Below are 26,845 nucleotides of genomic sequence, written 5' to 3'. Positions count from 1 at the left end.
AATTGCTGGTTCCGTGACGAGTTCTACGGAGGGCACGCAACGGTGAACGATAGTTCAGGGTTCTGGCGTACTGACCCTGCCACGCTCCGCGACGTGGCAGTTGACCGCACGGCGCTCGAGAACGCCCTCGCAAACGGCTGCCCGCCCTTGGATCGTGTCCGGTTCCTGGCGCTGCTCAACCGCGAGAGCGAGGCTCTCCGAGAAGGCTTCCGGCTGCTGCCTGGTTTCCCGGACCGGAGCGATTTGGTGCTGGTCCTCGCCCAGGTCTTCCAGCGGCAGTACCGCTGGTACGAAGCCGCACAGCTGCAGGAGGAAGCACTGCAGCTGGCCTCCACCAGGGTGGAAGAAGCCAACGTACGACACCACATCGGGCGGCGGCTCTTTGACGAAGCCCGCTACCGGGACGCTGTGGCCGAATTTCAGTGGGCGTCAGATCTTTACCGGGTCTCCGGCGAGCACCAGCTCGCGGAGAGATCCAGACAAGCCATGCGACGATCCCAACAAGTGCACTCAAAGACAGCATGGTCCACTCTCACTACCTAGCCCTTTCCTGGCCGGAATGATCCAGTCGCTGACTAAATTTGAGGCGTGTAGCGTCAGCAACTGAAAGCCCGCCGTTCCCCCAATCGGTGGGCTTTCTCCACCTCCCATGCCAAGCGGGGAGCTTCCTTCCAAGGCCGCACATGACCGGGAACTCATGGAAGATGTGGCGACTGTTTCCGCGGCGGCTGTCCTGCCGGCCGTAAGCTTGCCACAACTAAAGGGAGCCAGGGGGCTTTGTGGAAGAAGAGCGCGTCTGCTTGGTCATCGAGGATGACCCCGACATCCGTGGACTGATCACAGCCGTGCTGGCCGGCGCCGGCTTCGCAGTGCTGACTGCCGGGAGCGGGGCTGAGGGCATAGCCGCGTGCGCTGCCGCGGGCCCCGCGTTGTCGCTGATCACCCTCGACTTGGGCTTACCTGATTGTGTCAAGTATTTTTGGCCCCAGAGGGGCGATTGAAAGTGGCCCCAGGTTCACGGAACGTTGTTGTGGGTCTCGGGCTCGCGGGACGGTTTTCGCACCGGTTGGCTAAGGGTTCCTGTATCGCCCGTGGGAACGGCAGATGCCGGTCGGGGGTATGGAGTCGGGGCGCCGTCGTTGCTAGCATGTCAGATCTCTTGAGTGGGAGAAATCCATTCTGGAATGGAAAAGGTCCGACCTGGCGTGCGCCGGGCCGGACCTTTTCAGTGAGACGCGCTAACAGTCCAGACCCACTACCCGACCTTGCCGGAGAGTGCGACCAGTACCCCTGCCGTAGCGAAGTATTTATTGCTTCCCAGATCGCGGATGGTTTTGATTCCCATACCGGCAAGCAGTTCGTCGTGCTTTTCGGTCAGTCCGGCAAGAGCCGAGGGCGGGGCCGAAAGGACCTCGTCCAGAGTCGAGTTCTCGTAGCCCTTGTCCAATGCCTTGCCCAATTCAATCGAAACAGCCACTTTTCATGTCCTTTCATCGATGACGGAAAACAAGCACAGCCAGCCTGCGGCTGCACGAACGCCGGGATTTATCCCTGCGCCGCTGAGAGACACGCTATCGGAGCATCGCTCTGCGGAACGTAAGCGTGCCGAAGCGATTGGGCGGCGGTTTAGCCCTGAAAGCGGATTTTGGTGGGTTTGGGTCCGCCGACTTGATTAGGCCCTGCGGTCTTGCCGGAGGGAATCCCGGATTTCCGTGAGCAGGGCAATCTGGGGGTCTTCGGCCGCTTCTTCCTTGACGTCCGGGTTGATGCCGAGGCGCCGGTTGCGGCGCTCGATCATGTGGTTCATGGGCACGACGATGACGAAGTAAATGGCTGCCGCCACGAGCACGAAGTTAACAATTGCTGTGAGCAGGACACCGAATTTAATGTCGTTTCCGTTGAGGGTCACGACGGCGAAGCTATCGAAGTTCGGAGATCCGACCAAGGCCGCGATGAACGGCATGAGAACGCTTTGGACTAGGGCCGTGACTACGGCACCAAAGGCGGCACCAATCACGACGGCGACGGCAAGGTCTACGACGTTGCCCTTCATGATGAAATTCTTGAATCCGGTCAACATAGCGATCAAACTACCCCACGCGGACGCCGTATCGGATACTTTTGGGGAAAGTTTCGTGGTGAGTTATCCAGTGCCTGCAGGCGCCCGTGGCATGAGGTCGGATTCACCTCTGCGGGGACCTTGGGTTCCTGCAGCGGGGTTGTTCGCCTGTTCCGAACTTTTACGCGCGATGCCATGGGCCAGGCGATAGGAGTCGGTGCCGGTTTCGATGATGGTGCCCTTGAAGGTGAGGCGGTCCACGATGGCTGCACAGAGGCGCGGGTCGGTGAAGGTTTTGGTCCAGCCGGAGAATGACTCGTTCGAGGCGATCGCGATGGAATTCTTTTCCTCGCGTTCGGTGAGGACCTGGAACAGTAGTTCGGCGCCCCGCCGGTCCAGTTCCATGTAACCAAGCTCGTCGATGCAGAGCAGGTCCACCCGGCCGTACCGGGCGATGGTCTTGGCCAGGACCTTCTCGTCGGCGGCTTCGACAAGTTCGTTTACGAGCCGGGTGGCGAGGGTGTATTTTACTCGGTAGCCCTTCTCTGCGGCGGCGGTGCCGAGTCCGATGAGCAGGTGGGATTTGCCGGTCCCGGAGTCCCCAATCAGGCAGAGGGGTTGTCCTTTGCGGATCCATTCCCCGGTGGCCAGGGTGTGGATGGTGGCGGGGTTGATGTTCGGGTTCGCGTCGAAGTCAAAGTCCCCGAGCCACTTGTCCCGGGGAAAGTTTGCGGCTTTCACACGGCGGATCGAGGAGCGCCGGTCCCTGTCGTCGCACTCGGCCAGCAGCAGCTCGGCCAGGAAGCCTTGGTAGGAGAGTTGTTCCTTCCCCGCGACGGCGAGGGCTTCATCGAGGACTGCCCGGATGGTGGGCAGGCGCAGCCGGCGGCAGGCCTGGTCCACGGCGGCAACCGCTGCCTGTTCGGTCAGGCCTCGCCGCCGGCGCAGGGCCGGGGTGATGGTGGTCGCCGGTGCGGTGGGGCTCATGAGATGTTCTCCTTTGACGCGGTTCCTGCGGGGTGTTCCGAACGTTTGGCCAGCAGCTCGTCATAGGCGCGGACCGATGGCAGGGGCCGGCTATCAGGTGGCAGCCCGGCGATGACGGCGACGGGGTCCATGAGGCGGCGCTGGGTGAGACTGACAACCCGTTGCACCTTCTCTTCAGCATGAACACCGGGATGACGGTCCGAACTGGCCCCACCCCGGCAAGATGTCGTGGCGTGTCTGCGGGCTTCGACCGCGACGACGTCGGCGCTGACCGCGCCCACTACGAGGGCCGCGGTGATGCCTGCGTGGATGTCGCAGGCGTCCATGGACCGGTGGAGGAGCAGGACGTCGATGAGTTCACGGGTCCCGTCGGCGTCGCCGTTGACCCGGCGGGAGGCGGCCCAGAATGCCTCGTGCGCGCTGCTGAACGTCCCGGACTCTCGCGCCCGGGCCAAAGCGGTGGAGCCTGGAAGGGCGCCGGGCTTGGTTTTGAGGACCTCGAGATAGTGGTCCAGCTGGACCGACTGCCCGGACCGGGCGGCGAGCCGCTGATGCCTGGCGACCACGGTGCGGCCATCGAACACCACGACCTCGGACGCCCGCAATGACACCCGGACCCTCCGGCCGATGAACCGGGCCGGGACGGAATACTTCACCATCCGGACGGTGACCATCGAGGACCTGTCGACCCTCGGGTTCAGCGCCAGACCCGGATCGAATTCCTCAGGCGGCAAGGGGGCCAGGAACGGCCGTTCGATCTCGAAGTCCTGGCCTATCGTGCGGATCCTGTCATTGATCCTCCTGTCCTCGTCCTGGGCCTCCCACGCCCGTATCCGGTCGTTGAGCTCGTCCAGGGAGTCAGCAACCGGCATCGGTGAAAGCCGGTTGCGGCGGAACCAGCCCACCTCACCCTCAACCCCGCCCTTTTCGTGGGCCCCGGCGATACCAGGCTGGCAATAGAAGGGATCGAAGCCGTAGAACGAACGGAACAACACCCATCTGTCGTTCTCCCGGCGCTGCCGGCCCTGACCGAACACCACAGCGGTGACAGCACTGCTGAGATTGTCATAGCGGATGTGTTTAGTCGGGATGCCGCCCAGAACCTTGAAGGCCTCGATGTGCCCTTCAAGGAAGGCCTCCTGGGCCTGGGTCGGGTAGATCCGATGGATGGCCCTGCCCGAATGCGATAACCGGAAAATGAACAGGTGACACTTCGTCTTCACCCCGTTCAGCACGACATAGACCTCGCCGAAGTCCACCTCAGCCTCAGCACCCGGAGCGTGTTCCTGAGGAACGAACACCTCAACCCGGCGGCCAGCCTCCACATCAATCTGGGCCCGACGGACCCTTACGTAATCACGCACCGTCGAATACGACAGCTCCTGCGCACCGTGCTCTTCAATGAGCCGGGCCAAAATCCTGCGTGCAGTATGGCGCTGCTTCCGCGGCGCCGTCGTGTCCTCGATCAGCATCGCATCGATCGCGCCCTTAAAAGGCTCCAGCCTCCAGGACACGCCTTGCCTCTGTTTACGCTCCGGAGGGGCAGCCGAATCCAGCGCCTGCCTTACCGTTCGCCTGTGAACCCCGTACCGGACCGCCAACGCACGAACCGACAGGCCCTCAACCCGGGCGTCCCTTCGAATCCGCGCGAACAACTCCACTCTCGACTCCATCCAGACCAGCCTTCCGCCGCATCCATCCAGTGATGAATCCAACGTTGAAGGTGGGGCCACAAATAACCGCCACAGGTGCCCGGCGAGTCATGAAGTGGGGCCAGAAATAACCGTCCTGCCGGGGCCATATAAACCTGTCACAGCCACTTACCGGACAACGACGGACACGACGTCGCGCAAGCGTTGCGGGCCCTGAGTTCGGCACCACTACTGTTCCTCACAGCCAGAGCAGGGGAAGACGACATCCTTTCAGGGCTGGCGGCCGGAGCCGCCGCCTACCTCACCAAACCCTTCCGCCCAAGCCGGCTGAGGGAAACTGCCCTCAGTCTGAGCCGCCTTCAGGCAGGTTCACCGGCTCCGGAAGCCGCAACGTAATAAAGAAACCACGGCGTTGACGCCGCGCCCTCCTTACTCAAATCCCCGTACCGGCTGAACACGATCCGGGGGCAAAGTATCCCTTCGTGTCACTGACCAGCCACGATGCGTAACCCCTTGAACCTGGTTCACACCGTTCGAGTGGTGATCAGAGCGAGGCGTTCACCCTGGTTGGTTCCTTAGGGACTGCTGAAGGTTTAGTTGACAGCTGTGGTTGATAATTTCTTACGCGGCTGAGGCCGCGTTTTTTATTGTCTCAAACTCGATGGGTGTCAGCCGCCCGAGGGCGCGTTGACGGCGTTTGCGGTGGTAGCTGCGCTCGATCCAGGTCGTGATGGCCAGCCGGAGCTCGGCCCGGGTCTCCCATCGTTTCCGGTTCAGGACGTTCTTTTGAAGCAGGGAGAAGAACGATTCCATCGCCGCGTTGTCACCGCAGGCCCCGACCCGGCCCATCGATCCGCTCAGCCCATAGGTGTTCAGGGCCAGGACGAACTTTCTGGATCTGAACTGGGACCCTCTGTCCGAGTGGACCACCGTGCCCGCCGGTTTCCTGAGGGCCACGGCGTGGTCCAGGGCGGCGACGGCCAGGGACGCTTTCATCCGCCCGTCCATCGAGTATCCGACGATCCGGTTTGAGTGAAGGTCCTTGATCGCGCACAGGTACAGCTTGCCCTCCCCGGTGTGGTGCTCGGTGATGTCCGTGAGCCATTTCCGGTTCGGTGCCGTGGCGCTGAAGTCCCGTTCGACGAGGTCATCGTGGACCGGAGGGCCGGCCTTGAGCCCTGAGCGGCGCCGCCGGTGGATCACCGAGAGGATGCCGTTCTCCGAGCACAACCGCCAGATCCGGCGTTCGCTGGCGGCCGGGCCGGGACCGGCGTTGATCTCATCGGCGATGAACCGGTATCCGAAGGCAGGATCGTCGCGGTGGTGGTCGATGGCCGCGTTGATCAAGTGGGCTTCTTCCCAGTCCCGGGCGGGGACGGGATTGGCGGCCCACTGGTAGTAGGCCTGTCTGGAGAAATTCAGTACCCGGCAGGACACTGCCACGGGAACCCTGATCGGGGCGTCCCTGGCAGCCAGCTCGCGGACCAGCGGGTACATCATTTTTTTGGATTGATGTCCCGGGACAGATAGGCCACGGCACGGCGCATGACTTCGGCTTCCTGTTCCAGGAGCCGGATGCGTTTGTTGGCCTCCCGCAGCTTCGCGGCGTCATCGGACACCGCCCCGGACTTCACGCCATCTTCTCTATCGGCGATCTTCATCCAGCGGTGCAGGGCAGCGGGCGAGACACCGAAGTCCTTGGCGATCTGGGTGATGGGTGCTTCGCCCTTGCGGGCAACCGCGACGACATCGCGGCGGAACTCTTCGGGAAAGGCTTTGGGCATGATGAACATCCTTCCACCCGCGAGGATCAAATCCTCACAGGCAAAGTGTCAATCAAACCTTCAGCAGTCCCAGCCTCCACCTTGTCCGGAAGTTGCTCTGCTAGTTGATCTGCCAGAGCGCGCGGCTCAGTGTACCCAGCATGTACGAGGGCCGTCCCTTGTGCGGGGTGCAGAGCGAGATGAGCCATTGCTGCCTCTGTAGAAGTCTCGCTGGTGAGGAGGATTCCTGCCTGTATGGCGTCGTTCTCCCGATACTCCCGATCAAGAAGAGCCGCAATACTTTCGCCGTTCTCCTTGTGGTCGCCATGTCGAGGGTTAACGACGACAATGGCCTGCGCCCCCGCGTCGCTTATCGACCTGAGGGCCTTTTCAAGGCCACCTAATGACTCTCGAACGGGTTCGATGATCGGAATAAAGCTTGATGAGGCGATCAGATCTGCCGACTCACGGATAGCGATTAGCTCAAACTGCTTGCCGCGAAAGTACGGGTGGTACATGCATGACTCATTTCCAAGAGAGTGCCTCAACTAGCGGCGTTTCAATAGCTTCTTTGATGCGCATCCTGCCTCTTGCATCAACTTTCTTGGCAAGCGACACGCCCTTGAGGGACGACGGGATCGATTCAACGAAATCTGATAGGGCAGCCTGAGATCGGCTACTGCGAAGTGTCTTTACCATCTGATCATGCACAACTGTCGGGTCGAGGCATGCGAAAATTTTCCCCAGCTCAGATCGTAATTGAGTATTTGGCACTTTCGGTGACTCGATATTCAAGGCATCTAGAACCGAGACAGCCTCATCCGCTCGGAGCAACTCAAGAATCATGAGAGGAGACGTTCGCTCCGGTCGATTCTGAGCCTCCTGCTCTGTTTGCAAAGTAAATCGCTGGGAAAGTGATAGAACGCCTATGTCCTCGGGAACTGCTGCTAGGACCTCACGAACATGTAAGGGACTTACGACCACGTTGACGGAGGCAAAAACGCCGGTGTAGTTTCTCAGCTGGTTCTGCAGACGTGCGAGGGAGTCCCGCTCGGACTTGATCTCGTATGCCGTGGCTGTCCCGTTGAGGACGACAACATCAGCCTTGCAAAGTCCTGCGCGAACTTCACTGAGCATCGTCGCAGTGTTCAGTGAGTGTCGCCCAAGCAGAATCTTTTGCGTGATGGCGTTACGGTACACATACTCGTCACGCATTCCTGACTGCTTCAAGACCCGGAAGGCCGCATCAAACACGGATCCGACAGTTGACTGCATCGGCATACCCACAGCAATCTGGGACTGCATCACCAACCGTGAAAAGAGCAGGGAACGTCCGTGTCGCCCAAAATCCCGAAACACAGTAGCCGAGAAGAGACGGCTTAGGGCCGAGACTTCACTCTTGTTGTAGTCCACCTCTTCTCCTTCCGCTGTTTGGTCGACCGCTGAGAATCCAGTCCAGACTACCGCGCGTATCCTTGCCCGGTTTCCCTGCCCACCCAGCGCGGAGGGTGATCTTGCGCCATCTTTGGAGTGGCTGCCGAAACATGACTTTTCGCACTTTGGATCAACTCCTATGGATGCGCCTTCGCTGTCCACAGCCGGGGACAATCCTGATGGGTTATCCACCGCTACTGCTGCTGAGGGAGCTTTCCCGGTGGCTCCCGATTCCAGCCGTGGATAACCCGGATTGACCCCAACTATGGACAGCCGCGTGGTCACCTTGGGCGTTGGCTAACGGAACCCGTTAAAACAGTCCTGGGGGCGGCTCCTCGCAGGGCAGAGGGGCGAGTTTGGCGCGGTGGCCGTCGTCCGGGGTGCAGCCCTTGAACGGCCCGTCTGTTGAGAGCAGTACGGACATGTGGTGGTCTGCGTGGTCGCGCCACCACACGCTCATGCCCGTGGTTCCGTCCAGACGCAGGAACTCCCAGGCACGCCAGAGCGCTTCGAGGCGGCTGATCGCTTCGGCGTGCTTCCACCACTGCGGGCACCAGGTCACACCGCCTTGGACGTTGAGCTGCCGGCGGTAGCTGGTGGCCAGCTTGTTGCTGACGAATTCGGCGACGTTCGGGTAGAACAGCTCAGGGGCGTCCGAGTCCTCCTCGGCCGGCTCGGTGGCTGCTGCTGTGTCCTCCAGCTCGTCGTCCCACTCCCCCAGGTCTTCACTCATTAGAGGCACCCGCGGCTATCCACCGGTTCCCGGCAGTTGCGGCCGTGGGCTTGTTCGCGGGGTCGTGTGCGGCGATGGAGGCCCGTACCGCATCGGCCTGCGGACCGCTCATCCACGGCACTGTCTCCAGTAGCGCCGCAGGGGCACCGGAGGCGAACATGATGGCGCGGCCGCGAGGGAAGGCGGCCAGGTCGGACACGTCAAGGGTGCGTTCTTTGCGGTCGTCGTCGTGGCTGTAGGAAGTGCCCTGCTTAGAGCGGCTTCTGGTCATGTTGGAGTACCGGTACTCCCCTACGAGCTGTGCGAGCTCGTTCAGGAACTCGGCTTCGGCGACACCGCCGCCGTAGACCTTGATGTTGGAGGCGCTCCAGAGCTTGCGCATCCCGTCGCGGCCCCACACCTCCACGCCTTGGGACCAGGACTGAAGGATGGTCATCAGGACGATGCCCCGGGAACCGTAGTGGCTGTAGAGGTTCGGCAGTTCACGCCACCGGCAGACGTTGGCTGCTTCGTCCAGGACACCGACCATGGGTGTGGCCAGCCGGCCACCGGGCGAGTGGACGGCGAGTTCTTCGGCGGCCTCGACCGTGGCCACGGTCAGCGCAGTCACCAGTGGCCCGGCGGTGCCTTTGCCTTCCTTGGACAGGCTGTACAGCGTGCCCTTGGAGCGGACGAATGCTGCCGGATCGAACTGGGGCCGACGATCGTCGTCGCCTTGAGGTGTCACCCAGCGGGCGACTTGGCGGTTTGTGAGGCAGGAGGCCATCTGCAGCGCCGTGCCGTACACGCCGCCGCGCTGTTTCTCGGGTGCGTTGATGACGCCGCCGACGGCGTTGGAGGTCTGGGTGAAGCCGTGGGCTTTAAGGATGTCCACCGCTTCGTCGTCAGCGGGACGGGTCAACCAGGTGTGGACCTGCGTGATCGGGCGGCCGTCGAGGGCCGCGGCGAGCAAGAGACCGGCAAGGAGATCCTGGCCGGCGGGGTCGAAGTAAGCGTCCGTTTTGGCGTCCGGGCCGCGGGAACCGGCCGCGAAGTGGTCGGCCAGGCGTGCCGCTTTCACTTCATCAGTGACGTAGGACAGCGGGTTCCACCACCAAGAAGGTTCCTCGAGTGCGACGGACTGCGGGTCGAAGACCCAGACCGGGCCCTCGGCGGCCCGGACGTCGCGGGTTCCATCAACGATGTCCCGCTTGTTCGATGTCACCAACGCTGCTCCCGGGGCGGCGAGGATTGCCGGGATCGCCCGGGAGGTCGTCTTGCCCGTCCTGGGTCCCCAGATGTCGATGTGCATGTCTTCCCAGGATCCGTAGACCATCTGCCCGCCGAGGACGGTCTTGCCGACCGGGACGCCGGGTGAGCCTTTCACTCCAAGACGTTCGGCGGTGGCCGTGGCACCGCGCAGGCTCAGGGCGCGCAGGTCCTTAGCCTTGGCCATGTGCTGGGCCGCGGCGTCCACGCGGGAACGCTTGGACCGTTTGCGCAGCACTACACGGACCACCAGAACGGCCACGAGGATGATGAGGACGCCGAAGCCAATCAGTACCCAGGTGGCGGCTGCAGGCCATGCGATCTTTTGCGAGAGTAGGCCGAAGACCAGTTCAAAGGGGTTGGCGGGCAGTGTCTGGCCATCACCGGACAATATCGAGCCCAAGTGCACGGCGCCGGCCACCGAGCCGACACCGAGCACCACGACGGTGATGAAGACCCAGAGCAGGATGGTTTCGCCATCCATCCGGGAGCGCTTGCCGCTGCTTGGTGCACCCATCAGTTCTCCCCGTCCCCACTCCGGATTATCTCTATTCGCTCAGGTTCGTTGGGCTGCCTTAGGGCTTGAATTCGCGTTTGAGCAGGTGGAGTCGCTTCGGCGTGACCAAGGATTCGAACCGAAGAACCGTCGACGAGAGTGACGGTTTGGGCGTAATGTCGACGCATGCTCGCTCCTTCTGAAGTTGGTGGCTGATGGCTCTGGTGGCGCTGCCCGGTGGCGGCGGCCTGGATCCGGCGTACTGGAGCCCGCAGGAGGCCGAGGACTTCGAGCAGGAGATCGTCGACCAGCATGCGCTGGCCATGGCAGCGGCTGGTCTGAGCGATGCGCATATTCGCAGCACCCGGGCGACGATTATTGAGTTCGCCCGCTCGGTGACGGGCCCGCTGTGGGAGGTCACGTGTCAGGACGCAGACCGGTTCCTGGCTGAGCAGAGGCGGCTGGGTCGTAGTGTGAGCACCAGGGCCGGCAAGGCGGGGACGCTGGCGTTGTTTTACGAGTTCATGATCAGCCGCTATCAGGGTCGAGTCCACCGGCTGACCGGGGTGTTGGTTGAGCAGCCCATCGACGAGTTCAATCGTCAATCCGGAGCATCGCTTGGCAAGGTCAGAGTTCCGCCCTCGGACGCCGAGATCGAAGCGTTCTTTACTGCTTGGCGGCGTTCGATCCCGCAGGCCCGCAAGTATCTGCCGGCGGCGCGCGATTACTTCGCTGCCTCGTTGTGGCGTCGGCTGGGATTGAGAATCAACGAGACAGTGATGCTCGATATCCGTGACTGGCGCCCGGACCTGGGTGGGTTCGGCAAGCTCCATGTCCGGTTCGGAAAGGGAGCGCATGGCCGTGGTCCGAAGCCCCGCCTGGTCCCGGCGATCAACGGAGCGGCCGAGCTGATTGACTGGTGGCTGGGCGACATCCGACACCAGTACGGTGAGGACTGGGCGGATCCCGATGCGCCTTTGCTCCCGTCGGAGCGATTCGACCACGAGCTGGGACGGTGTGGCCGGGTTGGTGGCAACGCCCTGCGACGCAGCCTCGGGTTGCAGGTCGAGCAGTGGTTGCCGGCATGGTCGGGACGAATGACTCCACACGTTCTGCGGCATTACTGTGCCTCCTCTCTCTACGGTGCCGGGATGGACATCAAGGCACTTCAGGAACTGCTTGGGCATCAATGGCTCGCGACTACCTCGGGCTACATCCACGTGCGCAGCGAACACGTGGAGCAAGCCTGGATAAACGCCAACGAGCGGGTCGAGTCCCGCTTCACGACCACACAAAAGGAAGGATGAAGCCGTGAAGTGGAACCTGCGGATCAGAGCCGCCGAACGCGGAATCTGGAAATCAGCGCAGATGCGCCGGATGCTCGCCGAGGCCGGGCTGGAGATCAGCGCCGGGAAGATGTCCTCGTGGTGGGCCGGAACACCCGCGACGATGAAACTCGAAGAGCTCGACGTGCTTTGCTCGGTGCTGAAATGCGCCCCAACGGACCTCATGAGCCCCGAACCGGAAAAGGTCACAGCACGGCGTCCCCGCGTTGCAGGAACTGCCAACGGGGATGACCAGGGCGACGGCGCCGGCCATGGCGCGACATCGCCGGTCGTCACACCAAGATTCGGCAAGCCACGGTCCGAGCCGCCCTTATAGGGAAGGCTGTTGTGAGTCCTGCCCCGGGCCCGGCAGCGCCGTTGCGGCCGCCACCGATGTGCTCTGGATGCCAGACCAACAGGGTCGCGTGGACCCACCCTCGGGTGGACTATTGCTATGACTGCCTGCCGGGCGGCCCGTTCATCCCGCCCTCGTGCTCCAAATGCGGGACCAGCACCGGCTACTTCAGCCAGGGCCTGTGCGCCAGCTGCCATCCCGGCAGCCCACAACACCCCGGCGCGTGCAAAGACTGTTTGGCGTGGGGTGTCTACCGCCGTCGGGGGCGTCTTTGATGACCTCGATCAGATCCCCGATCAGGGGCACGCGGTCCAGGCGCTCGTCCAGGATGTGCAGGGCCCGGTCAATCAGGGATTCCTCGTGGGCGCTGGGCTTGGCGTTCCGCACGATGGTGATCAGCGCCGTGATCATGTTCAGGCGCCGGTTGTGCGAGTCGGCCATCAGCTGTTCGGCCAGCTTCTCCGCCTTCACCGCGGCAGCGAACAGCGGCGCGGCCGCAGCCTGGTCACCATCTGGATCGTTCAGGGTCCGGTTAGCTGCGGCGCGGTGTTCCTCGGCCGAGGCGAGCAGCCTGACAGCTGCACCGGTGGCTTCACCGGGGTCCAGGACGTTCAAGTGCCCGCGCCCGGGGCCCAGACTGATGACCTGCCCGCCGAGGGCTTCGATCAGGTCAACATAGTCCGGCTTCAGGTCACCAAGGATCAACGGGTTGATGCTCCGGCCTGCCAAGCCCAGGACGATGTGCCGGACCAACGTGGACTTGCCGTAGTGCGGCAGGCCGAGGACAAACATGGAGGGGTTGTTGATCATGCCGTGCATGAACCAGCTGATCGGATCTGCCCCGAAAGGCGCTCCGGTGTCGGTGTGAACGCCGATCGGCACTCCCAGGATCGGGGTGCCGGAGCCGCCAACGAACGGCCAGAGACCGCAGACCTGGACCGAGGTTCCGCGCCATTCATCGGCTGCCGTGACGTACACAGCTTCGCCCTGGCCGCGGCCGCGCCAGCCCCGCAGGCCCGGGCGGCGGGCCACTGCGGCGGCGAGCTTCGTGGCAGGGGCCGGTGTGCGCTGGTGCTTGGTCAAGTTGGGGAACATCACATGGCCTCGCGGATCTCTTCGGGAACCTTCAAGTGCTTGGGCAGGACCAGCCCCAGTGGCAGGGACGCGGCAAAGGCAGAATCCTGTGAGCCATAGGCGCGGCGCAACAGCAGACGTGCCGACGGGCCGAGGTTGCCCTCCACGACGGCCACGGCGTCCTCAAGGTCACGGGCGGACAGCACCGTGGCCGTGACCACCATGCCGAAATTGACCAGCCCGGCACCCTTGGCTTCCTCCGCTGCGGTGGCCTGCGCCGCACGGGCGTCGACCAGGGCGCGGGCGGTGGGCCGGTTGGTCGAGGAGGCCCGGGTCAGGGCGCTGGTCTGGTCCGACTCCACGATGGCGGCCGCGCGGCCGGCTTCGATCGGCCGGTACAGCAAGGTGACTCGCTTGCGGGCGATCTCCCCGTGCGGGGCCACCAGGCGGGCCAGCGCCGATGCCAGAATGTGTCCGCGCGGGGCGCCCGTCATCGTCCAGGACACAGAGTGCCCGGAATCGTGGCGGTAGCCGTCCCAGTCGGATTGGTGGGCGGACGGTCCGACATCGCTCCAGTCCAAATCAACGGGTGTGCCCTGATAGTGGGCTTCATCGATGAGCCGGGCCGCTGCAGGGTCGTATGCGACCCGAACGACCTCACATAGTTCCTGGGCGTTCAACGGCGCGCACGCGCCGGCGCCGGTGGATTCCAAACGCTCGGTCAGGCTGGGAAGACGCGATGCGAGATCCTTTGCGATCTCCTCTGCGGTGCGCCTTTTGCCGCCGGCCCGGGCGGCGGCGCTGAACGTCAGTGCAACCCAGGCACGGATCGTGGCGGATCCCTGCGGGTAGGTCTCCAGCGCCTCCCGGAGCATGGCCTTGGCAATGGCAGGGGCATCGTCATGGATGTTCGCTTCAACTTCCCGGCGCAGCCGCGCCCCGGAATCGGGTGCGGTTTCGACCGTGACGGATGCAGCCACCACGGCAGGTTCATTCGACAACGAGGCCAGCCAGCCGCCCCAGTTAGCCACCCAGGCATCAATCTGTTCAGGATCGACCAGGGAGGCCCCGTCGGGCTGGGTGCCGAAGACCACCGTGTAGTGGGAGGTGGCGGGAAGGTGGATCAGGGCGAACGGGCGGCCGTAGGAGTCGCTGAACTCGTACAGCCTGGATCCGGCAGAGATTCCAGGCAGCTGGAACTCGCCCCAGGGCGTCAGTCCCAACGGGCCGGAGCGGTAGATGTTGGCCTTCCTGCGCCGCGCCGAGCGGAACGCCAGCCGGGCGAACGCCCTTTCCCCCACGGACTTGTTGTGCTTGTCGGTCACCGAGACGACGGCCAGCGCCACCCCAAGGATGAGCAGCGAGACCAAGCCTGGGAACCAGCCACCGACGAAGAGACAGATCACCGTGATAATGAGGCCAACAAACAAACCGGCTGTTGCCAGCCCACCGAGGGTGCCGATGCCGGCCTTACGCGGCCGCCGCCAGCTACCGTAGGTCGGTTCCCTATAGGTGTTCTCAATAGCTGCCATCTCAGGCACCCCCCGTGGATTCTTCGCTCATATCTTTGATCGCCCCGGAAGCGGCCTGGCCGGCTTCGACGCCTTTCTGCGCGGCCAATACCGCGACACCGCCGGCACCCGCACCCGCCACTGCTGCACCGCCGGCCGCCGCTCCGCTGGACGCAGTTCCGCTGGCGGCACCGGAAGACGTTGCCGGCGCGGTTCCGGGTTGCGCACCCGTGGCTCCCGAACCCCGGGCGCCGTTCTTTCCTGCCATGCCAGAGCTTCCTGCTGTTCCCTGGTCTCCAGTCCCCGAGGGGCCCTGCGATCCAGGGCTCTGGCTTGACGTGCTGTGAGTCGTCATCGAGCTGGTGGATGAGCCGCCGCCTCGCCCGGCACTGCCCATGCTGATAGCACCTGAAGCCAGCGCACCGACCGTTCCCGCAGCCAACGCTCCACCGCCACCAGTGACAGCACCCACCATGGGGGTGACGAACCGCATGAGGGCCGGCATGGCAAACAGGGCAATGATCATCAGAGCCAGTCCGGTGACCGTTGCCAGGAGCGCGGAGCCGAAGTCTTTGCCGTCACCAACGTTTCCGAAGATCTTGCTGCCGCTGAGCTGGAAGGCCGTCGCGTAGATAATGGCGGCCGCGGGCTTGTAGAGAATGAAAGCGATCAGCCAAGCTGTGCACTTCTGGAACCAACCCCTGCCGGCCTCGGTGTTGCTGAAAGCTGCAGCCGTAGGGAAGATCCCTGTCAGGATGACGAGAAGGCCACCGCGGATAATCATGAGCACGATCTGCATTACGGATGCCAGAATCGCGATGAGCCCCAGGAGGATGATCATGATCGACCCGATCGGGCTGGTGGCCGAGAGCGCCAATAGGGCGGTGATGTTTTCGTTGAACGAGGTCCCGTTTGTGGAGTTGGTGATGATCCAGGCTGAGAACTGATCCGCCGCGACTGTCAGCAGTCCCACTGCTGCTACACCAGCGCCGGAGACGACGATTAGGGTCGCCAGCGAACGCACCAGATCCCGCAAGGGTGCACCCCTGCGCTCAATCGTCATCTTGGCTGCACCCACGAGGACAGACATCACAGCCAGGGAAGCCGTCCAGAAGTAGAGACTGTTCTGCAGGAACAACACCGGGTCACTCGCGGTGGACCCTCCCGGGGCTGCGGTTAGAGCGGGAGTTCCCACGTTCAGCCAAAATGTCCCCAGCGTCTTGACCACATTCCCAACTGCGTCTGCGATTGCCTGGGCCATGTTCTTGACCGCGTCATTGGCACGATCATTTGCCCAGTCTGAAACGACGCATCCAACTTCCCACGGTTTGCAGGGCTGCCCGTTCTCATTGGCGGAGAACAAAGTTAGACACCCGCCCAACTAATGAAGCCGTTCAAATCAGAGAGCTGTCGTGCTTCTGTCATGCCGGTGGCTGGCAGAACCCATTTCCAATCTCCCCCTTGCCACTGCATTGCAACGGGCACTGACCCCACGCTGCCGTTTGCTGCTTTGAGGCCGTATTCAACGACGGCTCGATTGCCGGCGTAGTCCACGATCTTGTAACCCGCGATCTGAAAAGGTGCCGTCGTCGGGGCATTGGTCGGTGGCTCCGCCAGCATCTTGTCTCGTTCCGGTCCCTCGACCACGAGATGCTGAGCCAATAGGTCCGGACGTCCCGAACTTCCGAGAACAATCATGTTTGCCCCGGCAAACAACGCTCCGGTGGGTGAGTGTGCGAAGCAGGAGCGGAGGCCATTGGCTTCGGTCTTGCCGGGGCCGAACTGCGTGGGAGATGTGGGTGCGGCGATTTTGCCGACCAGTTCCCATTTGGTGTCAGTGGGCGTGGTGGCTGGTTTGGCTTGGTCGCTGGAGGGCAGCCCGCAGACGCTGGCGGCCGCTGCGGCGCTGGGCTGGGTGCTGGCTGTGGTGGGTCCGGAATTGCTTGGTTCGGCTGTCGGGGTTCCTCCGCCTTTTGGGAGTAGGGCCAGGACGATCCCGAGCGCGACTATGATCGCCACGACAACGGCCGAGATGATGAACTTAGGTTTGGTCAGCGGGTTCTGGTCTTCGTTCACTGTCGGTTCAGTCATGGCTTCCGCTCCTTAGACCAGGAGGCCTACGACGGCACTCGCGGAGCTTGCCAGGGCGCAGCCGGCCAGGACCCACCCGAGGGCGGCGGCGTGCTCACCACCCTGACCGCGTTTGTTGTTGATCATCATCGCTCCGGCCGTGATCAGGATGCCGGCGACGGCCAGGCCGAAGACGACCCAGGCGATCCATTTGAGGATCGTCAGCAGGCCTGCAGAGCCGGGAGGGGCCTCGCCCGTGCCGGGGTTGGGTATTTCGGTGATGGCAAAGCTGGACCATTCGAGGGCTTTGGAGAGCAACATTTATGGGTTCTTCTTTCTACTTGGCAGGGTGTCCGGCAGCGGCAGTTACGGCGAGGCGCACCTGCTCAAGGACGGTGCGGGCTTCTTTGGGAAGTTCTTCAGGGGCAACGTCGTGGCCATACCGCCATGGGTCCACCCAGGGGAAATGCCAGACGTGGGGCACTCCCCCGCCAACGACGCGGGAGAAGTCGCGGATCTCTTTGGGGAGCCGTCCGGGGGCGTCCGCCACGACGACGAGACCAGCGACCTGTATCCCGGGAAGCGACCGTGATGCCCATTCCGTTGCGGCCAGGCGTGCCGCGCGGAGGCCAGGGACATTGGAACGGGCAACCAGGACAACGACGGAGCCGGCTGGCGTCAAAGGCCAGTGATGCCCGGCTGCCTTGGTGCTCTTATCCAGCCGTGCGAGCGAGGTCTCGCCCGCGCCGCCGTGGACCCCAAGCCACCAAAACCCCGGCGCCCTCCCGGAGACGTCCCGTCGAGGAAGCCGGTCCGCGTGGTCCGGCTGCGGGACACTCAGCTGCGGCCTCGTCGCCCCCGCAGGGACGAAGGATGGCACTTCCGGGATGGCTAAATCAGGTTCGTCGATAGTGTCTGCGCCGAGCGTCACCCAGCGATTCTTTGAGACCGGCATTTCACATCCCCTAGTAATGTCCGCAAAGATCGTATCGGTACCATCCGACATGAAAGGCCAACGGTGACCCCGAACGACAGCTTTAGTACCTTTCAGTCACTCCCAGTACATCACAGTACCAATTTATGGTTTACGATGGCTTCATGCGGTGGGACGGACTGAGCGTGGACCCGAAGTACCTGGAAGCTCTCTTCGCCAAGTACCCGGAGCGTCTGACGCCCCAGGACCTCGAAGAGATCTTCGGGCTCTCCCGAAACACCGTCTACCGCTGGCTCCAAACCGGAGTGATTCCTGCGTACCAAGTCGAGAAGACATGGTTGATCGCCAGAGATCAAGTCAAAGACTGGGTCTGGGAAAACCGGAACACTCTGCGGAAGGGCCAGACACCGGAAGTGAACGAGGACCAGCAGCCGTAGCGCGAAGCGGCCGAGCGAATGCGAGGGGGACGCATGCAATCACGAACGAGCGCGCCCGTACTGGCCGCAGGTGCCGTCCTTGCACCCATCGGGCTGGTGCTGTCCATCATCCTGTTCGGCGGCGGCTCCCAGGCCGCTGCCGACGTCTGCTCACCCGACCGGCCCGGCGTCAGCGTCGACGCAAACCAGCTGCCCAAGGTGGCCGTGGCCGGTTACGAGGGCGAGCAGTTGAAGAACGCGGCACTGGTCATTAACGCCGGCAAAGCCCTCGGCCTGTCGGCCCGGGGGCAAACGATCGGTGTCATGACGGCCATGGGAGAGTCAGGGCTTCGCGTCCTGGACCACGGCGACGGTCCCGGACCCGACTCCCGCGGCCTGTTCCAGCAGCGCGACAACGGCGCCTGGGGAACCTACCAGGACCGCATGAACCCCAGCGCCTCCGCCACCAACTTCTTCAAGGCCCTGCAGAACATCAGCGGCTGGGAACAGCTCGAACCCACCACGGCCGCCCACAGGGTCCAGCGCAACGCCGACCCGTTCCACTACCAGACCTACTGGCCGGCCGCCGTGGAAGTCGTCGCCGCCCTGGGCGACGTCACCATCACCGACGCCGGGGGCACAAGCTCCTGCGGCATCCCTGGTGAGTCCGGTAAAGGCGATGACCTGCCGTGGCGCACCTCGCAGATCTACGCGGCATCCCCGTTGGGGATGTTCAACCGCGAATGCGTTGACTTCGCCCTCTGGCGGGTCAACCAGCAGCTCGGCAGCACCACCGCCCCCTACAGGGCCTTGAACGGCACCTTCCGACCCGACGGCGCCCTCCTCGGCTCCGCCCTGACCTGGAAGGCCCGGTAGTCCTGAAGGTGTCTTCAGGGGCAATCTAGGTGTGGTTGAGTTCTGGTATGGGCCTTGAGCTGACGAGCGAGCTTCTTGATTCGTGGACGCTGGTTGATGAAGATGTGGCGTTGATGGCGCGGAAGTCAGGAGCGACTCGGGCAGGGTTTGCTGTGTTGCTGAAGTTTTTTCAGCAACATGCCAGGTTCCCGGGTGGGCCTTCTGACCTTCCACTGGGAGCGGTGGACTATATTGCGGCGCAGATTTCTGTTCCTCCCGATGCGCTGGCTCCCTACTGGGGCGGGCGCTCAATCAAGTACCACCGGGCCGAGATCCGGTCCCATTTTGGTTTCCGTGAGTTCACGACCGCTGATGAGGCCCGGCTGGCTGGGTGGTTGGCGGAGAGGGTGTGCCCGTCTGAGGTTCGAGAGTCTGCGCTTGTGGAGGCTTCGCTGTCCCGGTGTCGTCAGGAGCGGATTGAGCCGCCGGGACGTGCGGGCAGGATTGTTGGTGCTGGCCGGGCGTTGTTTGAGCAGCGCCTGTGTGCTCATGTGGGCAAGGTTCTAGGCCCGGACGGTGCGGCTGGGCTGAAGGCCTTGGTCGCTGATGGTGCAGCCGGTTCCCTGTTGTCGGTGTTGAAGGCTGATCCGGGCCCGGCTGGTTTGGAGTCGTTGCTGGCGGAGGTGGAGAAGCTTTCAGCAGCCCAGGCTCTTGATTTACCGGCTGGCTTGTTTGCCGGGGTGTCGGAGAAGGTCGTGAGTGCCTGGCGGGCGCGGGCGGCACGGATGTATCCATCGGATTTCCAGGACGCGCCGGCGCCGGTGCGGTTGACGCTGTTGGCGGCGTTGTGTCATCAACGGACGGCAGAGATAGCTGACAGCCTGGTCGATTTGCTGCTCGTGCTGGTGTTGAAGATCAATACCGGCGCGGTGAGGAAGGTCGAGAAGGAACTGACCGAGGATCTGCAAAGGGTGCGCGGCAAGACGGCTTTGCTGTTCAAACTGGCCGAGAGGGCAGTCGCCTGCCCGGATGAGACGGTCCGGGAGGCCGTGTTCCCGGTGGTGAGTGAGAAAACCCTGCGGCAACTGGTCCAGGAGGCAAAAGCCAACGAGAGCGTGTTCCAGGGCAAGGTGAGGACCGTGTTGCGGGGTTCGTACTCGAATCATTACCGGCGGATGTTACCGGCGCTGCTGTCCGTGCTGCGGTTCCGGTGCCATAACACGGCGTTCCGGCCCATCATGGATGCCATCGCGTTGCTGGAACGGTACGCGGATGCTGGAAGTAAGAGCCAGTTCTTCGCGCCCGGAGAGGTAGTCCCGGTTGCGGGTGTGGTGCCCAGGTCCTGGGAGGGCGCTGTCCGGGACGAGAAGGGCAGGATCGAGCGGATCCCGTACGAGCTGTGCCTGCTCGTGTCCTTACGGGACGCTTTGCGCCGCCGCGAGGTTTTCGTTGACGGGGCGGGGAAATGGCGGGACCCGGAAGAGGACCTTCCCCAGGACTTCGACGCTTCCCGTGAGCTCCACTACGAGGCCCTGCAGAAACCGTTGGACCCGGCCAGGTTCATTCTTGATCTTCAGTCCAGAATGAGGAGGTCACTGGAGCACCTGGATAAGGGGCTGCCGGCCGATACCACCGGTGGAGTGAAGATCACCAGACGCCGTGGGGCGCCGTGGATAAAGGTCCCCAAGCTGGAAAAACTCGACGAGCCGGTGAATCTGGGCAAACTCAAGGCCGAGGTCCTGGCCCGGTGGGGCACCCTGGACTTGCTAGAAGTCCTCAAGGAAGCGGACTTCCTGACCGGGTTTACCGGGGAGTTTGTTTCCGTGGCCTCCCGTGAGGTCCTTGACCGTGAGACCCTGCGCAGGCGTTTGCTGTTGTGCCTGTTCGGGCTTGGGACGAACATGGGCATCAAAGCGGTCACTGATGCCGGCGGTCACGGAGAGAGCGAGCGGGAGCTACGCCACGTACGCCGGACATTCATCACGAAGGACAATCTGCGCCAGGCGATCGTGAAGGTCGTCAACGCCACGTTCGAGGCCAGGAACCCTCACTGGTGGGGTGAAGGGAACGCCTGTGCGTCGGATTCGAAAAAGTTCGGCTCCTGGGAATCAAACCTGATGACCGAATGGCACAACCGCTACGGTGGTCCCGGCGTGATGATCTACTGGCACGTGGAAAAGAAATCGACCTGCATCTATTCCCAGCTGAAGAACTGTTCCTCCTCCGAGGTCGCGGCGATGATCGAAGGCGTTCTGCGCCACGACACCGACGCCGAGATCGAAGCAAACTACGTCGATACCCACGGGGCCTCGATCGTGGGGTTCGCGTTCACCGAACTCCTGGGGTTCAAGCTGTTGCCGAGGTTGAAGAACATCGGCTCGATCCGCCTCTACCGGGCCAGCAATGAAGAAGCCTACGCCGAGATCAATGACGTGTTGTCCAGGCCGATCAATTGGGAGATCATCGCCCAGCAATACGATCAGATGGTCAAATACGCCACGGCCCTCAAACTCGGCACGGCAGAGTCGGAGACGATCCTGCGCCGTTTCACCCGGGGCGGGCCCAAACACCCCACGTACCAGGCCCTGGAGGAACTGGGCCGGGCCGTGCGGACGATCTTCGCCGCCGACTACCTCGCCAGCGAAGACCTGCGACGCGAAATCAATTCCGGTTTGCAGGTAGTGGAGAACTGGAACAGCGGAAACGACGTCGTCTTCTACGGTAAAAACCGTGACCTCACGGGCCCTGACCGTGAAACGACCGAAGTGTCCATGCTCGCCCTGCACCTGCTCCAATCCTCCCTGGTCCTGGTCAACACCCTGCTGCTGCAAACCGTGCTCGAGGTCAAGGAGTTCACCGGACTGCTCGAACCGGAAGACCGCAGGGGCCTCACACCGTTGTTCTGGACCCATATCAACCCCTACGGACGCTTCACCCTGGACATGAACACCCACCTGAACCTGGGCCAGATCTCTGCCGAACCCGAACACCGTACCCCCGGTGACAACCGCTTGGCCCAGGCCGCTGCTCTGTGATGGAAAGGACCCCCTATGGCCACGAATGAGAGATCCACGCCAAGAACCAAAGGCAAGCTTCTGCGCGCCAGAGTCCACCTCGTCGGGAGTAAACCAAAGATCTGGCGGCTATTCGAAGTCGATTCCAGCCTTTACCTGGACGAATTCCACGACGTTCTGCAGGTGATCATTGGCTGGGAAAACTCCCACCTGCATTCCTTTACCGACCGCAACCCGAACACCCCGGGCCGCGGACGGACACAGGCCAGGTCTTGGGCGCCTGCCTACGTCAGGGCAGAAGACGAGGAGGGCTGGTACCTGCCTGAAGAGACCGTCCAGCTCGGGAAAGTCCTCAACGAAGGCTCAACCCCGCTGTTCTACGCATACGACTTCGGCGATAGCTGGCTCCACCGCATCGACTGGATCGAAACCGTCAGGAAAACCGGTGACGACGCCCATGCCCGGGTGATCCGCGGTAAACGACGCTGCCCCCTGGAGGACTCCGGTGGAATCGGCGGCTATGAAGACCTCATCGCCACTCTGGCCAACCCTGATGCCGTCGATGAATCAGACCGCGAGCACCTCCAGGGCCTGCACGAATGGGCCCAAGGAACCGCGCAACGATCCGGCGGAGAGGAAACTTTCGATCCCGCACACTTCGACCCGGTCAAAGTCAACGAAGAACTCGGCAGACTCTTCACACCCGAAGGAAACTGACCAAGTGCCGGCCACGGCACAGCCAGGCCTGGCACCAATGGCATTGTGCCGGCATGCCTTAGCGAGTTTTTGTCTCCGCGTGGACGGCGCAGGAAACGCCAAGGATTGACGTAGTTTCCAGGAACTGGCGAGCAGGATCCCCCATCTGTCAAGTACCGTTGCGCTCGGCTGTCCATGAGGTCAGCCGGTCTCATGTTCTGTATTGAAAGGACTCCCCTGTCATGGCAGGAATCATCCCCTGGCTGGGTGCGCTGGGCACCACAGGAAAAGCCGTTGTTGTAGCATCCGTCGTTGCCGCTGGTGGCACCGGTGCAGCAGTGGCCGCCACCGCCACCGTTGCGCCGACCGATGCGACGTCCACTGTGTCGCCGGCCGCCCCCGCCGCTGATCCGTCGGCTTCCTCCACGGCCACATCGTCGGTTGTTCCCGCATCGACGCCCACTCCGTCCAGCGCGCCCGTATCTTCGGCTGAGGTCCCGCCGGCGCCGGCGTCATCTTCAACCGCACCGGAGTTGGCACACGCACCGGACGTACCAGTGATTGCCGAACCGGCAGAGGCACCGGAGGCGCCGGAGCATGCCGAACCGGCAGAGGCACCGGAGGCGCCGGAGCATGCCGAACCTTCGGAGGAGCCGTAACAGGCCCGGACGGGCTAAGTACCGGGCTTACAGAATCTGGGCTCACGAGCTGAGAAATACCGTGATTGTCCGGTCGGCTGATTTCTCTGCGGTTGTTTGCCTTTGACATGAGCGGCGGGGCCCTGGGGGCGAGAGCGAAACGGGGCCCTCCGAGGCCGGGCCGGCGAGGGTTCCTTGTGGCCTCTTCGCTGTCTGCACCTGGTGCGGCCGGCCGTGTTTGGGGTTAGTCCGGTGGCGGGGTTGTGCGGGCGGTGATTGTTTGATCGCTTCGGTGGCTGGGGCCGTGGTGGAGCTGGAAGGCGCTGGTGATCAGGGCGAAGTGGCTGAAGGCCTGTGGGGTGTTACCGAGTTGCCGGGCGTCTTGGACGTCCCATTCCTCGCTGAGCAGGCCCACGTCGTTGCGCAGGGTCAGGAGTCGTTCGAACAGTGTCGTTGCCTCGGTGCGTTTTCCGGCGCCAAGGAGTGCGTCGACGAGCCAGAAGGAGCAGGCAACGAAGACACCTTCTCCGCCGGGCAGCCCGTCGTCGCTGTGTTGGGGGCGGTACCGGAGCACGTACCCGTCCTGGGTCAGGCCGCGCTGGATGGCGTCGATGGTGCCGGTGACGCGGGGGTGGTCCGGAGGAAGGAATCCGACCCTGGGGATCAGCAGGAGACTGGCGTCGAGTTCGGTGCCGCCGTAGGACTGGACGAAGGAGTTCATTTCAGGGTTGAAGCCGTGCTCCATGACGTCGTTGTGGATGGCCTCGCGAAGGTCCTCCCACCGGTCTGCTGGTCCGGGGAGGTGGAACTGGCGGACTGCCTTGATCATCCGGTCTACTGCGACCCAGGCCATGACTTTGGAGTGGGTGAAGTGCCGCCTGGGTCCGCGCATTTCCCAGAGTCCGTTGTCGGGCTGTTGCCAGGCGTCCTCAAGGTGGTCCATTAGGGCGATTTGGATGTCCCAGGAGTCGTCCGCGTCGTGGAGGAGGGCGTTGCGGGTGAGGGAAAGCCCGTCGAGGACTTCACCCCAGACGTCGAGTTGGAGTTGGTCGGCGGCCGCGTTGCCGGTGCGGACCGGCGTGGAGTCCTCGTACCCTGCCAGCCAGGGTATCTCGGCTTCGGGGAGCCTGCGCCGCCCGTCGAGGGAATACATGATCTGCAGGTCTGCCGGGTCGCCTGCCACGGCGCGCAGCAGCCATTCCCGCCAGGCTTTGGCCTCGTCCGTGTAGCCGGCTGTGATGAGGGACTGCAGCGTCAGCGTCGCGTCCCGGAGCCAGCAGTACCGGTAGTCCCAGTTGCGGGGCCCCCCGGGCTGTTCGGGAAGTGATGTCGTCGCAGCCGCGACGATGCCCCCGGTCGGGGCGAAGGTGAGTGCTTTGAGGGTGATCAGGGACCGCTGGACAGCGTCCCGGTAGGGGCCGGCGGCCGCGCTGCGCGAAGACCAGTCCTCCCAGTACGCCAGGGTCCCGGTCAGGGCATTCTCGGCGTCGACGGTCCGCGGCCGCCGCAAGTGGCTGGGTGACCAGGTAAGGACGAACGGGACACGCTCACCTGCCTTGACCGTGAATTCGCTGACCGTGCGGAGGTGTTCTCCCTCCATGGGGGCGGACGAGGACAGGTGAACCGAGTCGGGCCCGGCGACCGCATGAATCCCGGTTGTGGTGCGCCGGACCCAGGGGACCACGTGCCCGTAGTCGAAACGTAAGGCCAGTTCGCCGCGCATCGCGACGGTGCCGCTGAGTCCCTCTACGATGCGGATGAGGTCGGCGACCCCGTCCCGGGGAGGCATGAAATCGGTTACTCTGACCCTTCCCGTGCCGGTGTCCCATTCGGTCTCCAGGACCAGGGTGTCGGGCCGGTACCGGCGGCGGGTGCAGGTGCCTCCGGCGGCAGGGGCCAGCAGCCAGCGTCCCGCGTCGGGGGTGTCCAGCAGCGCGGCGAAACAGGCCGGCGAGTCGAAGTGCGGCAGGCAGAGCCAGTCGATGGATCCGTCTGTTCCGATCAGGGCTGCCGTGTGCAGGTCCCCGACGATGGCGTAATCCTCTATGCGCGTCACCTCAGCCGGCCTTGACTTCGAGGACGACTTTCACGTCGGTATCCTGGCGCCGGAAGGCGTCCTGGAAGTCGGCCAGTGGTACCCGGCGGGTGATCAGCCGCTGAAGCCAGGCGCTGTCGGCCTGCTCCAATGCCCTGACAGCGGCTTCATAGTGGCTGCGGTTGGCGTTGACGCTGCCGAATACCGATTCGTTGCCCAGCACCAGGGCACGGTTGACCGCGCCGATGTCCACTGGCTCGGTCCTGCCGGTGGAGGAGACTCCGGTCAGGCAGGTGACCGAGTCGAGGGCTCTGCAGGTCATCGTCTCGAGCACTACGGAGGCGACGCCGGTGCATTCGACCAGGATATCGGCCTGAATCCCGGAATCAGTGAGGCTCTCCGGGTGGTAGGTCGCTCCGAGCTCCCGGACGAGTCCCGGTTTCGGCCCTGCCCGCACTTGGTCAAAGACGTGGACGTCGAGTCCGCGCTGCACGCCCAGCAGTGCCGCGAGCAGGCCGACCGGCCCGGCCCCGGTGACAACGGCGGTCTTCGGGGCAAAAAAGGCCCGGGAGCCGATCGCGTCGATGTGCTGCCAGGCTTTGGCGACGATGGTTGTTGGTTCCAGCAGAACGCCGACGTCGGCCAGCGTGTTCGGAAGCCGGACGAGAGCATCAGGATCAGCCCGGAAGCGTTCTCGGGCGAACCCGTGCAGGCCTTTTATTCCGTGTTCGGTGTAGCGGCCGTTGCGGCACATATCCCACTGCCCCGCCGCGCACGCAGGACACGGCACAGGGTCCGGACGGCGAACGATGCAGACCACCAGATCCCGGGGGCTGAGCCCGGAACCTGCCGGAGCGTCGAGGACACGGCCGATGTTCTCGTGTCCCAGAATCAGAAACGGTGACCCGGCGGGTGCTTCTCCGTATTCGCCGGAGGTGATCTCGGCATCGGTGCCGCAGAGCCCGACGGCCAGGGTCTCCACCAGGACCTGACCGTCCGCCGCGTCGGGCTCGGGGACATCCCTGAGCACCAACGGCTCCTTCGTCCCCGGGACGACAGTCAAAGCCTTCACGTCTTTTCCTCCTGCATCTCCGGGCGGCATCCGTCCCGGTTATTTGTCTACCACGTCCACCTCCGAATCCCGCTGAAAACCGGAGAACTTCTTAGGGCCCGCGCAGCCATGGTCCTCCCGGAAGGTCTCACAGACCGTACACAGGTTCATCTCAGGTACCTCTTATCGGGCTCGTGGGAAACTTGGTGGTAACGGAAGGACATGCGATGACGGCGGTTGTGAATTCACGGGCTCGGGCTCTCGGCGCGGTACGGCGCTGGACGGTGACCGCGATGGTACTGGCGGGGATCGCGACCGCCGGCGCCGGCGCCGGGCTGGCCACGGTGCAGCACACCGCCGCCACCGGCCAGGCAGCAGCGGCGGCGGTGCAGCAGGCGCCGGCCGCGCCCGCCGCGGCAGGGACGTTCGGGAAAGTTACGCCCGCACAAAACGCCCCGGCCGCTGCAGTGCCGCAGACCGCGACCCGGGCCTCCTGACC

The 26,845-nt window shown here is 63.5% G+C and carries 26 protein-coding genes and 1 pseudogene; 10 read left to right on the top strand and 17 right to left on the bottom strand.

Translation table 11 applies throughout. The annotated features are described in order from the left end of the window. The first annotated feature begins 42 nt into the window (after positions 1 to 42). The gene (locus LFT44_RS21325) at positions 43 to 543 is read left to right on the top strand and encodes a tetratricopeptide repeat protein (protein WP_236803087.1); all 501 of its coding nucleotides are present in this window, start codon (positions 43 to 45) and stop codon (positions 541 to 543) included. A gap of 712 nt (positions 544 to 1,255) precedes the next feature. On the opposite strand, the gene LFT44_RS21320 is transcribed toward LFT44_RS21325, so the two are convergent. The 4 genes from LFT44_RS21320 to istA all read right to left on the bottom strand — a co-directional run bounded on the left by LFT44_RS21320 (position 1,256) and on the right by istA (position 4,719). Beyond that, entirely contained in the window at positions 1,256 to 1,477 is a 222-nt protein-coding gene (locus tag LFT44_RS21320) for a hypothetical protein (protein WP_056741113.1), read from the bottom strand. Positions 1,478 to 1,672: 195 nt separating this feature from the next. Continuing rightward, entirely contained in the window at positions 1,673 to 2,080 is a 408-nt protein-coding gene (gene mscL / locus LFT44_RS21315; protein ID WP_090584173.1) for a large conductance mechanosensitive channel protein MscL, read from the bottom strand. 63 nt (positions 2,081 to 2,143) lie between these two features. Continuing rightward, entirely contained in the window at positions 2,144 to 3,046 is a 903-nt protein-coding gene (istB, locus tag LFT44_RS21310) for an IS21-like element helper ATPase IstB (protein ID WP_236803010.1), read from the bottom strand. Beyond that, positions 3,043 to 4,719, bottom strand: a complete 1,677-nt coding sequence (gene istA, locus LFT44_RS21305; RefSeq protein ID WP_236803009.1) for an IS21 family transposase — start codon at positions 4,717 to 4,719, stop codon at positions 3,043 to 3,045. Before istA ends, istB begins: the two co-directional genes overlap by 4 nt. Before the next feature lie 156 nt (positions 4,720 to 4,875). Between istA and LFT44_RS21300 the strand changes: the two are divergent. Next, positions 4,876 to 5,094 (top strand): annotated as a pseudogene (locus LFT44_RS21300) (response regulator); the annotation flags it as partial. Between the two features lie 225 nt (positions 5,095 to 5,319). On the opposite strand, the gene LFT44_RS21295 reads toward LFT44_RS21300, so the two are convergent. From LFT44_RS21295 to LFT44_RS21275, 5 genes are all read right to left on the bottom strand, one after another. After that, a protein-coding gene (locus LFT44_RS21295) for an IS3 family transposase (protein ID WP_236800145.1) occupies positions 5,320 to 6,482 on the bottom strand; the annotation gives its coding sequence in 2 pieces (ribosomal slippage) (positions 5,320 to 6,201 and positions 6,204 to 6,482; 1,161 coding nt in all). Positions 6,483 to 6,508: 26 nt separating this feature from the next. After that, on the bottom strand, positions 6,509 to 6,979 hold the full coding sequence (locus tag LFT44_RS21290) for a sce7725 family protein (protein WP_236803085.1): 471 nt from the start codon (positions 6,977 to 6,979) through the stop codon (positions 6,509 to 6,511). A 7-nt stretch (positions 6,980 to 6,986) separates the two neighbouring features. Continuing rightward, positions 6,987 to 7,874, bottom strand: a complete 888-nt coding sequence (locus tag LFT44_RS21285) for a sce7726 family protein (RefSeq protein ID WP_236803084.1) — start codon at positions 7,872 to 7,874, stop codon at positions 6,987 to 6,989. 331 nt (positions 7,875 to 8,205) lie between these two features. Then, positions 8,206 to 8,628 (bottom strand): DUF4913 domain-containing protein, encoded by a 423-nt coding sequence (locus LFT44_RS21280; RefSeq protein ID WP_236803083.1) that lies wholly within the window; start codon positions 8,626 to 8,628, stop codon positions 8,206 to 8,208. Then, on the bottom strand, positions 8,621 to 10,393 hold the full coding sequence (locus LFT44_RS21275) for a type IV secretory system conjugative DNA transfer family protein (RefSeq protein ID WP_236803082.1): 1,773 nt from the start codon (positions 10,391 to 10,393) through the stop codon (positions 8,621 to 8,623). The genes LFT44_RS21280 and LFT44_RS21275 overlap by 8 nt, the downstream gene beginning before the upstream one ends. A 194-nt stretch (positions 10,394 to 10,587) precedes the next feature. On the opposite strand from LFT44_RS21275, the gene LFT44_RS21270 reads away from it, so the two are divergent. Together LFT44_RS21270 and LFT44_RS21265 are read left to right on the top strand one after the other, a co-directional pair. Continuing rightward, the gene (locus tag LFT44_RS21270; RefSeq protein ID WP_236803081.1) at positions 10,588 to 11,679 is read left to right on the top strand and encodes a tyrosine-type recombinase/integrase; all 1,092 of its coding nucleotides are present in this window, start codon (positions 10,588 to 10,590) and stop codon (positions 11,677 to 11,679) included. Between the two features lie 4 nt (positions 11,680 to 11,683). Next, positions 11,684 to 12,034: a helix-turn-helix domain-containing protein gene (locus LFT44_RS21265; protein WP_236803080.1), complete on the top strand. Its 351-nt coding sequence runs from the start codon at positions 11,684 to 11,686 to the stop codon at positions 12,032 to 12,034. 186 nt (positions 12,035 to 12,220) lie between these two features. On the opposite strand, the gene LFT44_RS21260 is transcribed toward LFT44_RS21265, so the two are convergent. From LFT44_RS21260 to LFT44_RS21235, 6 genes are all read right to left on the bottom strand, one after another. Then, positions 12,221 to 13,147, bottom strand: coding sequence for a hypothetical protein (locus tag LFT44_RS21260; RefSeq protein WP_236803079.1), 927 nt, complete (start codon positions 13,145 to 13,147; stop codon positions 12,221 to 12,223). Beyond that, positions 13,147 to 14,658, bottom strand: a complete 1,512-nt coding sequence (locus tag LFT44_RS21255; protein WP_236803078.1) for an SCO6880 family protein — start codon at positions 14,656 to 14,658, stop codon at positions 13,147 to 13,149. Before LFT44_RS21255 ends, LFT44_RS21260 begins: the two co-directional genes overlap by 1 nt. Position 14,659: 1 nt before the next feature. Then, positions 14,660 to 15,898, bottom strand: coding sequence for a hypothetical protein (locus LFT44_RS21250; protein WP_236803077.1), 1,239 nt, complete (start codon positions 15,896 to 15,898; stop codon positions 14,660 to 14,662). 104 nt (positions 15,899 to 16,002) lie between these two features. Further along, positions 16,003 to 16,728 (bottom strand): hypothetical protein, encoded by a 726-nt coding sequence (locus LFT44_RS21245; protein WP_236803076.1) that lies wholly within the window; start codon positions 16,726 to 16,728, stop codon positions 16,003 to 16,005. Between the two features lie 12 nt (positions 16,729 to 16,740). Beyond that, positions 16,741 to 17,028: a hypothetical protein gene (locus LFT44_RS21240; protein ID WP_236803075.1), complete on the bottom strand. Its 288-nt coding sequence runs from the start codon at positions 17,026 to 17,028 to the stop codon at positions 16,741 to 16,743. Positions 17,029 to 17,044: 16 nt separating this feature from the next. After that, positions 17,045 to 17,638 (bottom strand): DUF6668 family protein, encoded by a 594-nt coding sequence (locus LFT44_RS21235; protein ID WP_236803074.1) that lies wholly within the window; start codon positions 17,636 to 17,638, stop codon positions 17,045 to 17,047. Positions 17,639 to 17,805: 167 nt separating this feature from the next. Between LFT44_RS21235 and LFT44_RS21230 the strand changes: the two genes are divergently transcribed. From LFT44_RS21230 to LFT44_RS21210, 5 genes are all read left to right on the top strand, one after another. Further along, positions 17,806 to 18,078 (top strand): helix-turn-helix domain-containing protein, encoded by a 273-nt coding sequence (locus tag LFT44_RS21230; RefSeq protein WP_236803073.1) that lies wholly within the window; start codon positions 17,806 to 17,808, stop codon positions 18,076 to 18,078. Between the two features lie 33 nt (positions 18,079 to 18,111). After that, positions 18,112 to 18,933 (top strand): CHAP domain-containing protein, encoded by an 822-nt coding sequence (locus LFT44_RS21225; protein ID WP_442863789.1) that lies wholly within the window; start codon positions 18,112 to 18,114, stop codon positions 18,931 to 18,933. Between the two features lie 47 nt (positions 18,934 to 18,980). Further along, positions 18,981 to 21,947, top strand: coding sequence for a Tn3 family transposase (locus LFT44_RS21220; protein WP_236803072.1), 2,967 nt, complete (start codon positions 18,981 to 18,983; stop codon positions 21,945 to 21,947). 15 nt (positions 21,948 to 21,962) lie between these two features. Continuing rightward, a complete protein-coding gene (locus LFT44_RS21215; RefSeq protein ID WP_236803071.1) occupies positions 21,963 to 22,643 on the top strand; it encodes a plasmid pRiA4b ORF-3 family protein in 681 nt (226 codons plus the stop codon). 221 nt (positions 22,644 to 22,864) lie between these two features. After that, positions 22,865 to 23,281 (top strand): hypothetical protein, encoded by a 417-nt coding sequence (locus LFT44_RS21210; protein WP_236803070.1) that lies wholly within the window; start codon positions 22,865 to 22,867, stop codon positions 23,279 to 23,281. A gap of 223 nt (positions 23,282 to 23,504) precedes the next feature. Here the strand turns inward: LFT44_RS21210 and LFT44_RS21205 are convergent, their stop codons facing one another. Both LFT44_RS21205 and LFT44_RS21200 read right to left on the bottom strand, forming a co-directional pair. Next, positions 23,505 to 25,316, bottom strand: a complete 1,812-nt coding sequence (locus tag LFT44_RS21205) for a glycoside hydrolase family 15 protein (protein ID WP_236803069.1) — start codon at positions 25,314 to 25,316, stop codon at positions 23,505 to 23,507. Position 25,317: 1 nt separating this feature from the next. After that, on the bottom strand, positions 25,318 to 26,367 hold the full coding sequence (locus LFT44_RS21200; RefSeq protein WP_236803068.1) for a glucose 1-dehydrogenase: 1,050 nt from the start codon (positions 26,365 to 26,367) through the stop codon (positions 25,318 to 25,320). Between the two features lie 206 nt (positions 26,368 to 26,573). Here LFT44_RS21200 and LFT44_RS21195 point away from each other — a divergent pair, with 206 nt between their 5' ends. Then, positions 26,574 to 26,843 (top strand): hypothetical protein, encoded by a 270-nt coding sequence (locus tag LFT44_RS21195; protein ID WP_236803067.1) that lies wholly within the window; start codon positions 26,574 to 26,576, stop codon positions 26,841 to 26,843. Positions 26,844 to 26,845 lie beyond the last annotated feature (2 nt).

This window comes from Arthrobacter sp. FW306-05-C, assembly GCF_021801725.1.
Classification (GTDB): domain Bacteria; phylum Actinomycetota; class Actinomycetes; order Actinomycetales; family Micrococcaceae; genus Arthrobacter.
The sequence above is the reverse complement of the archived record's forward strand: the minus strand, read 5'-3'. Positions and strand labels throughout refer to the sequence as shown.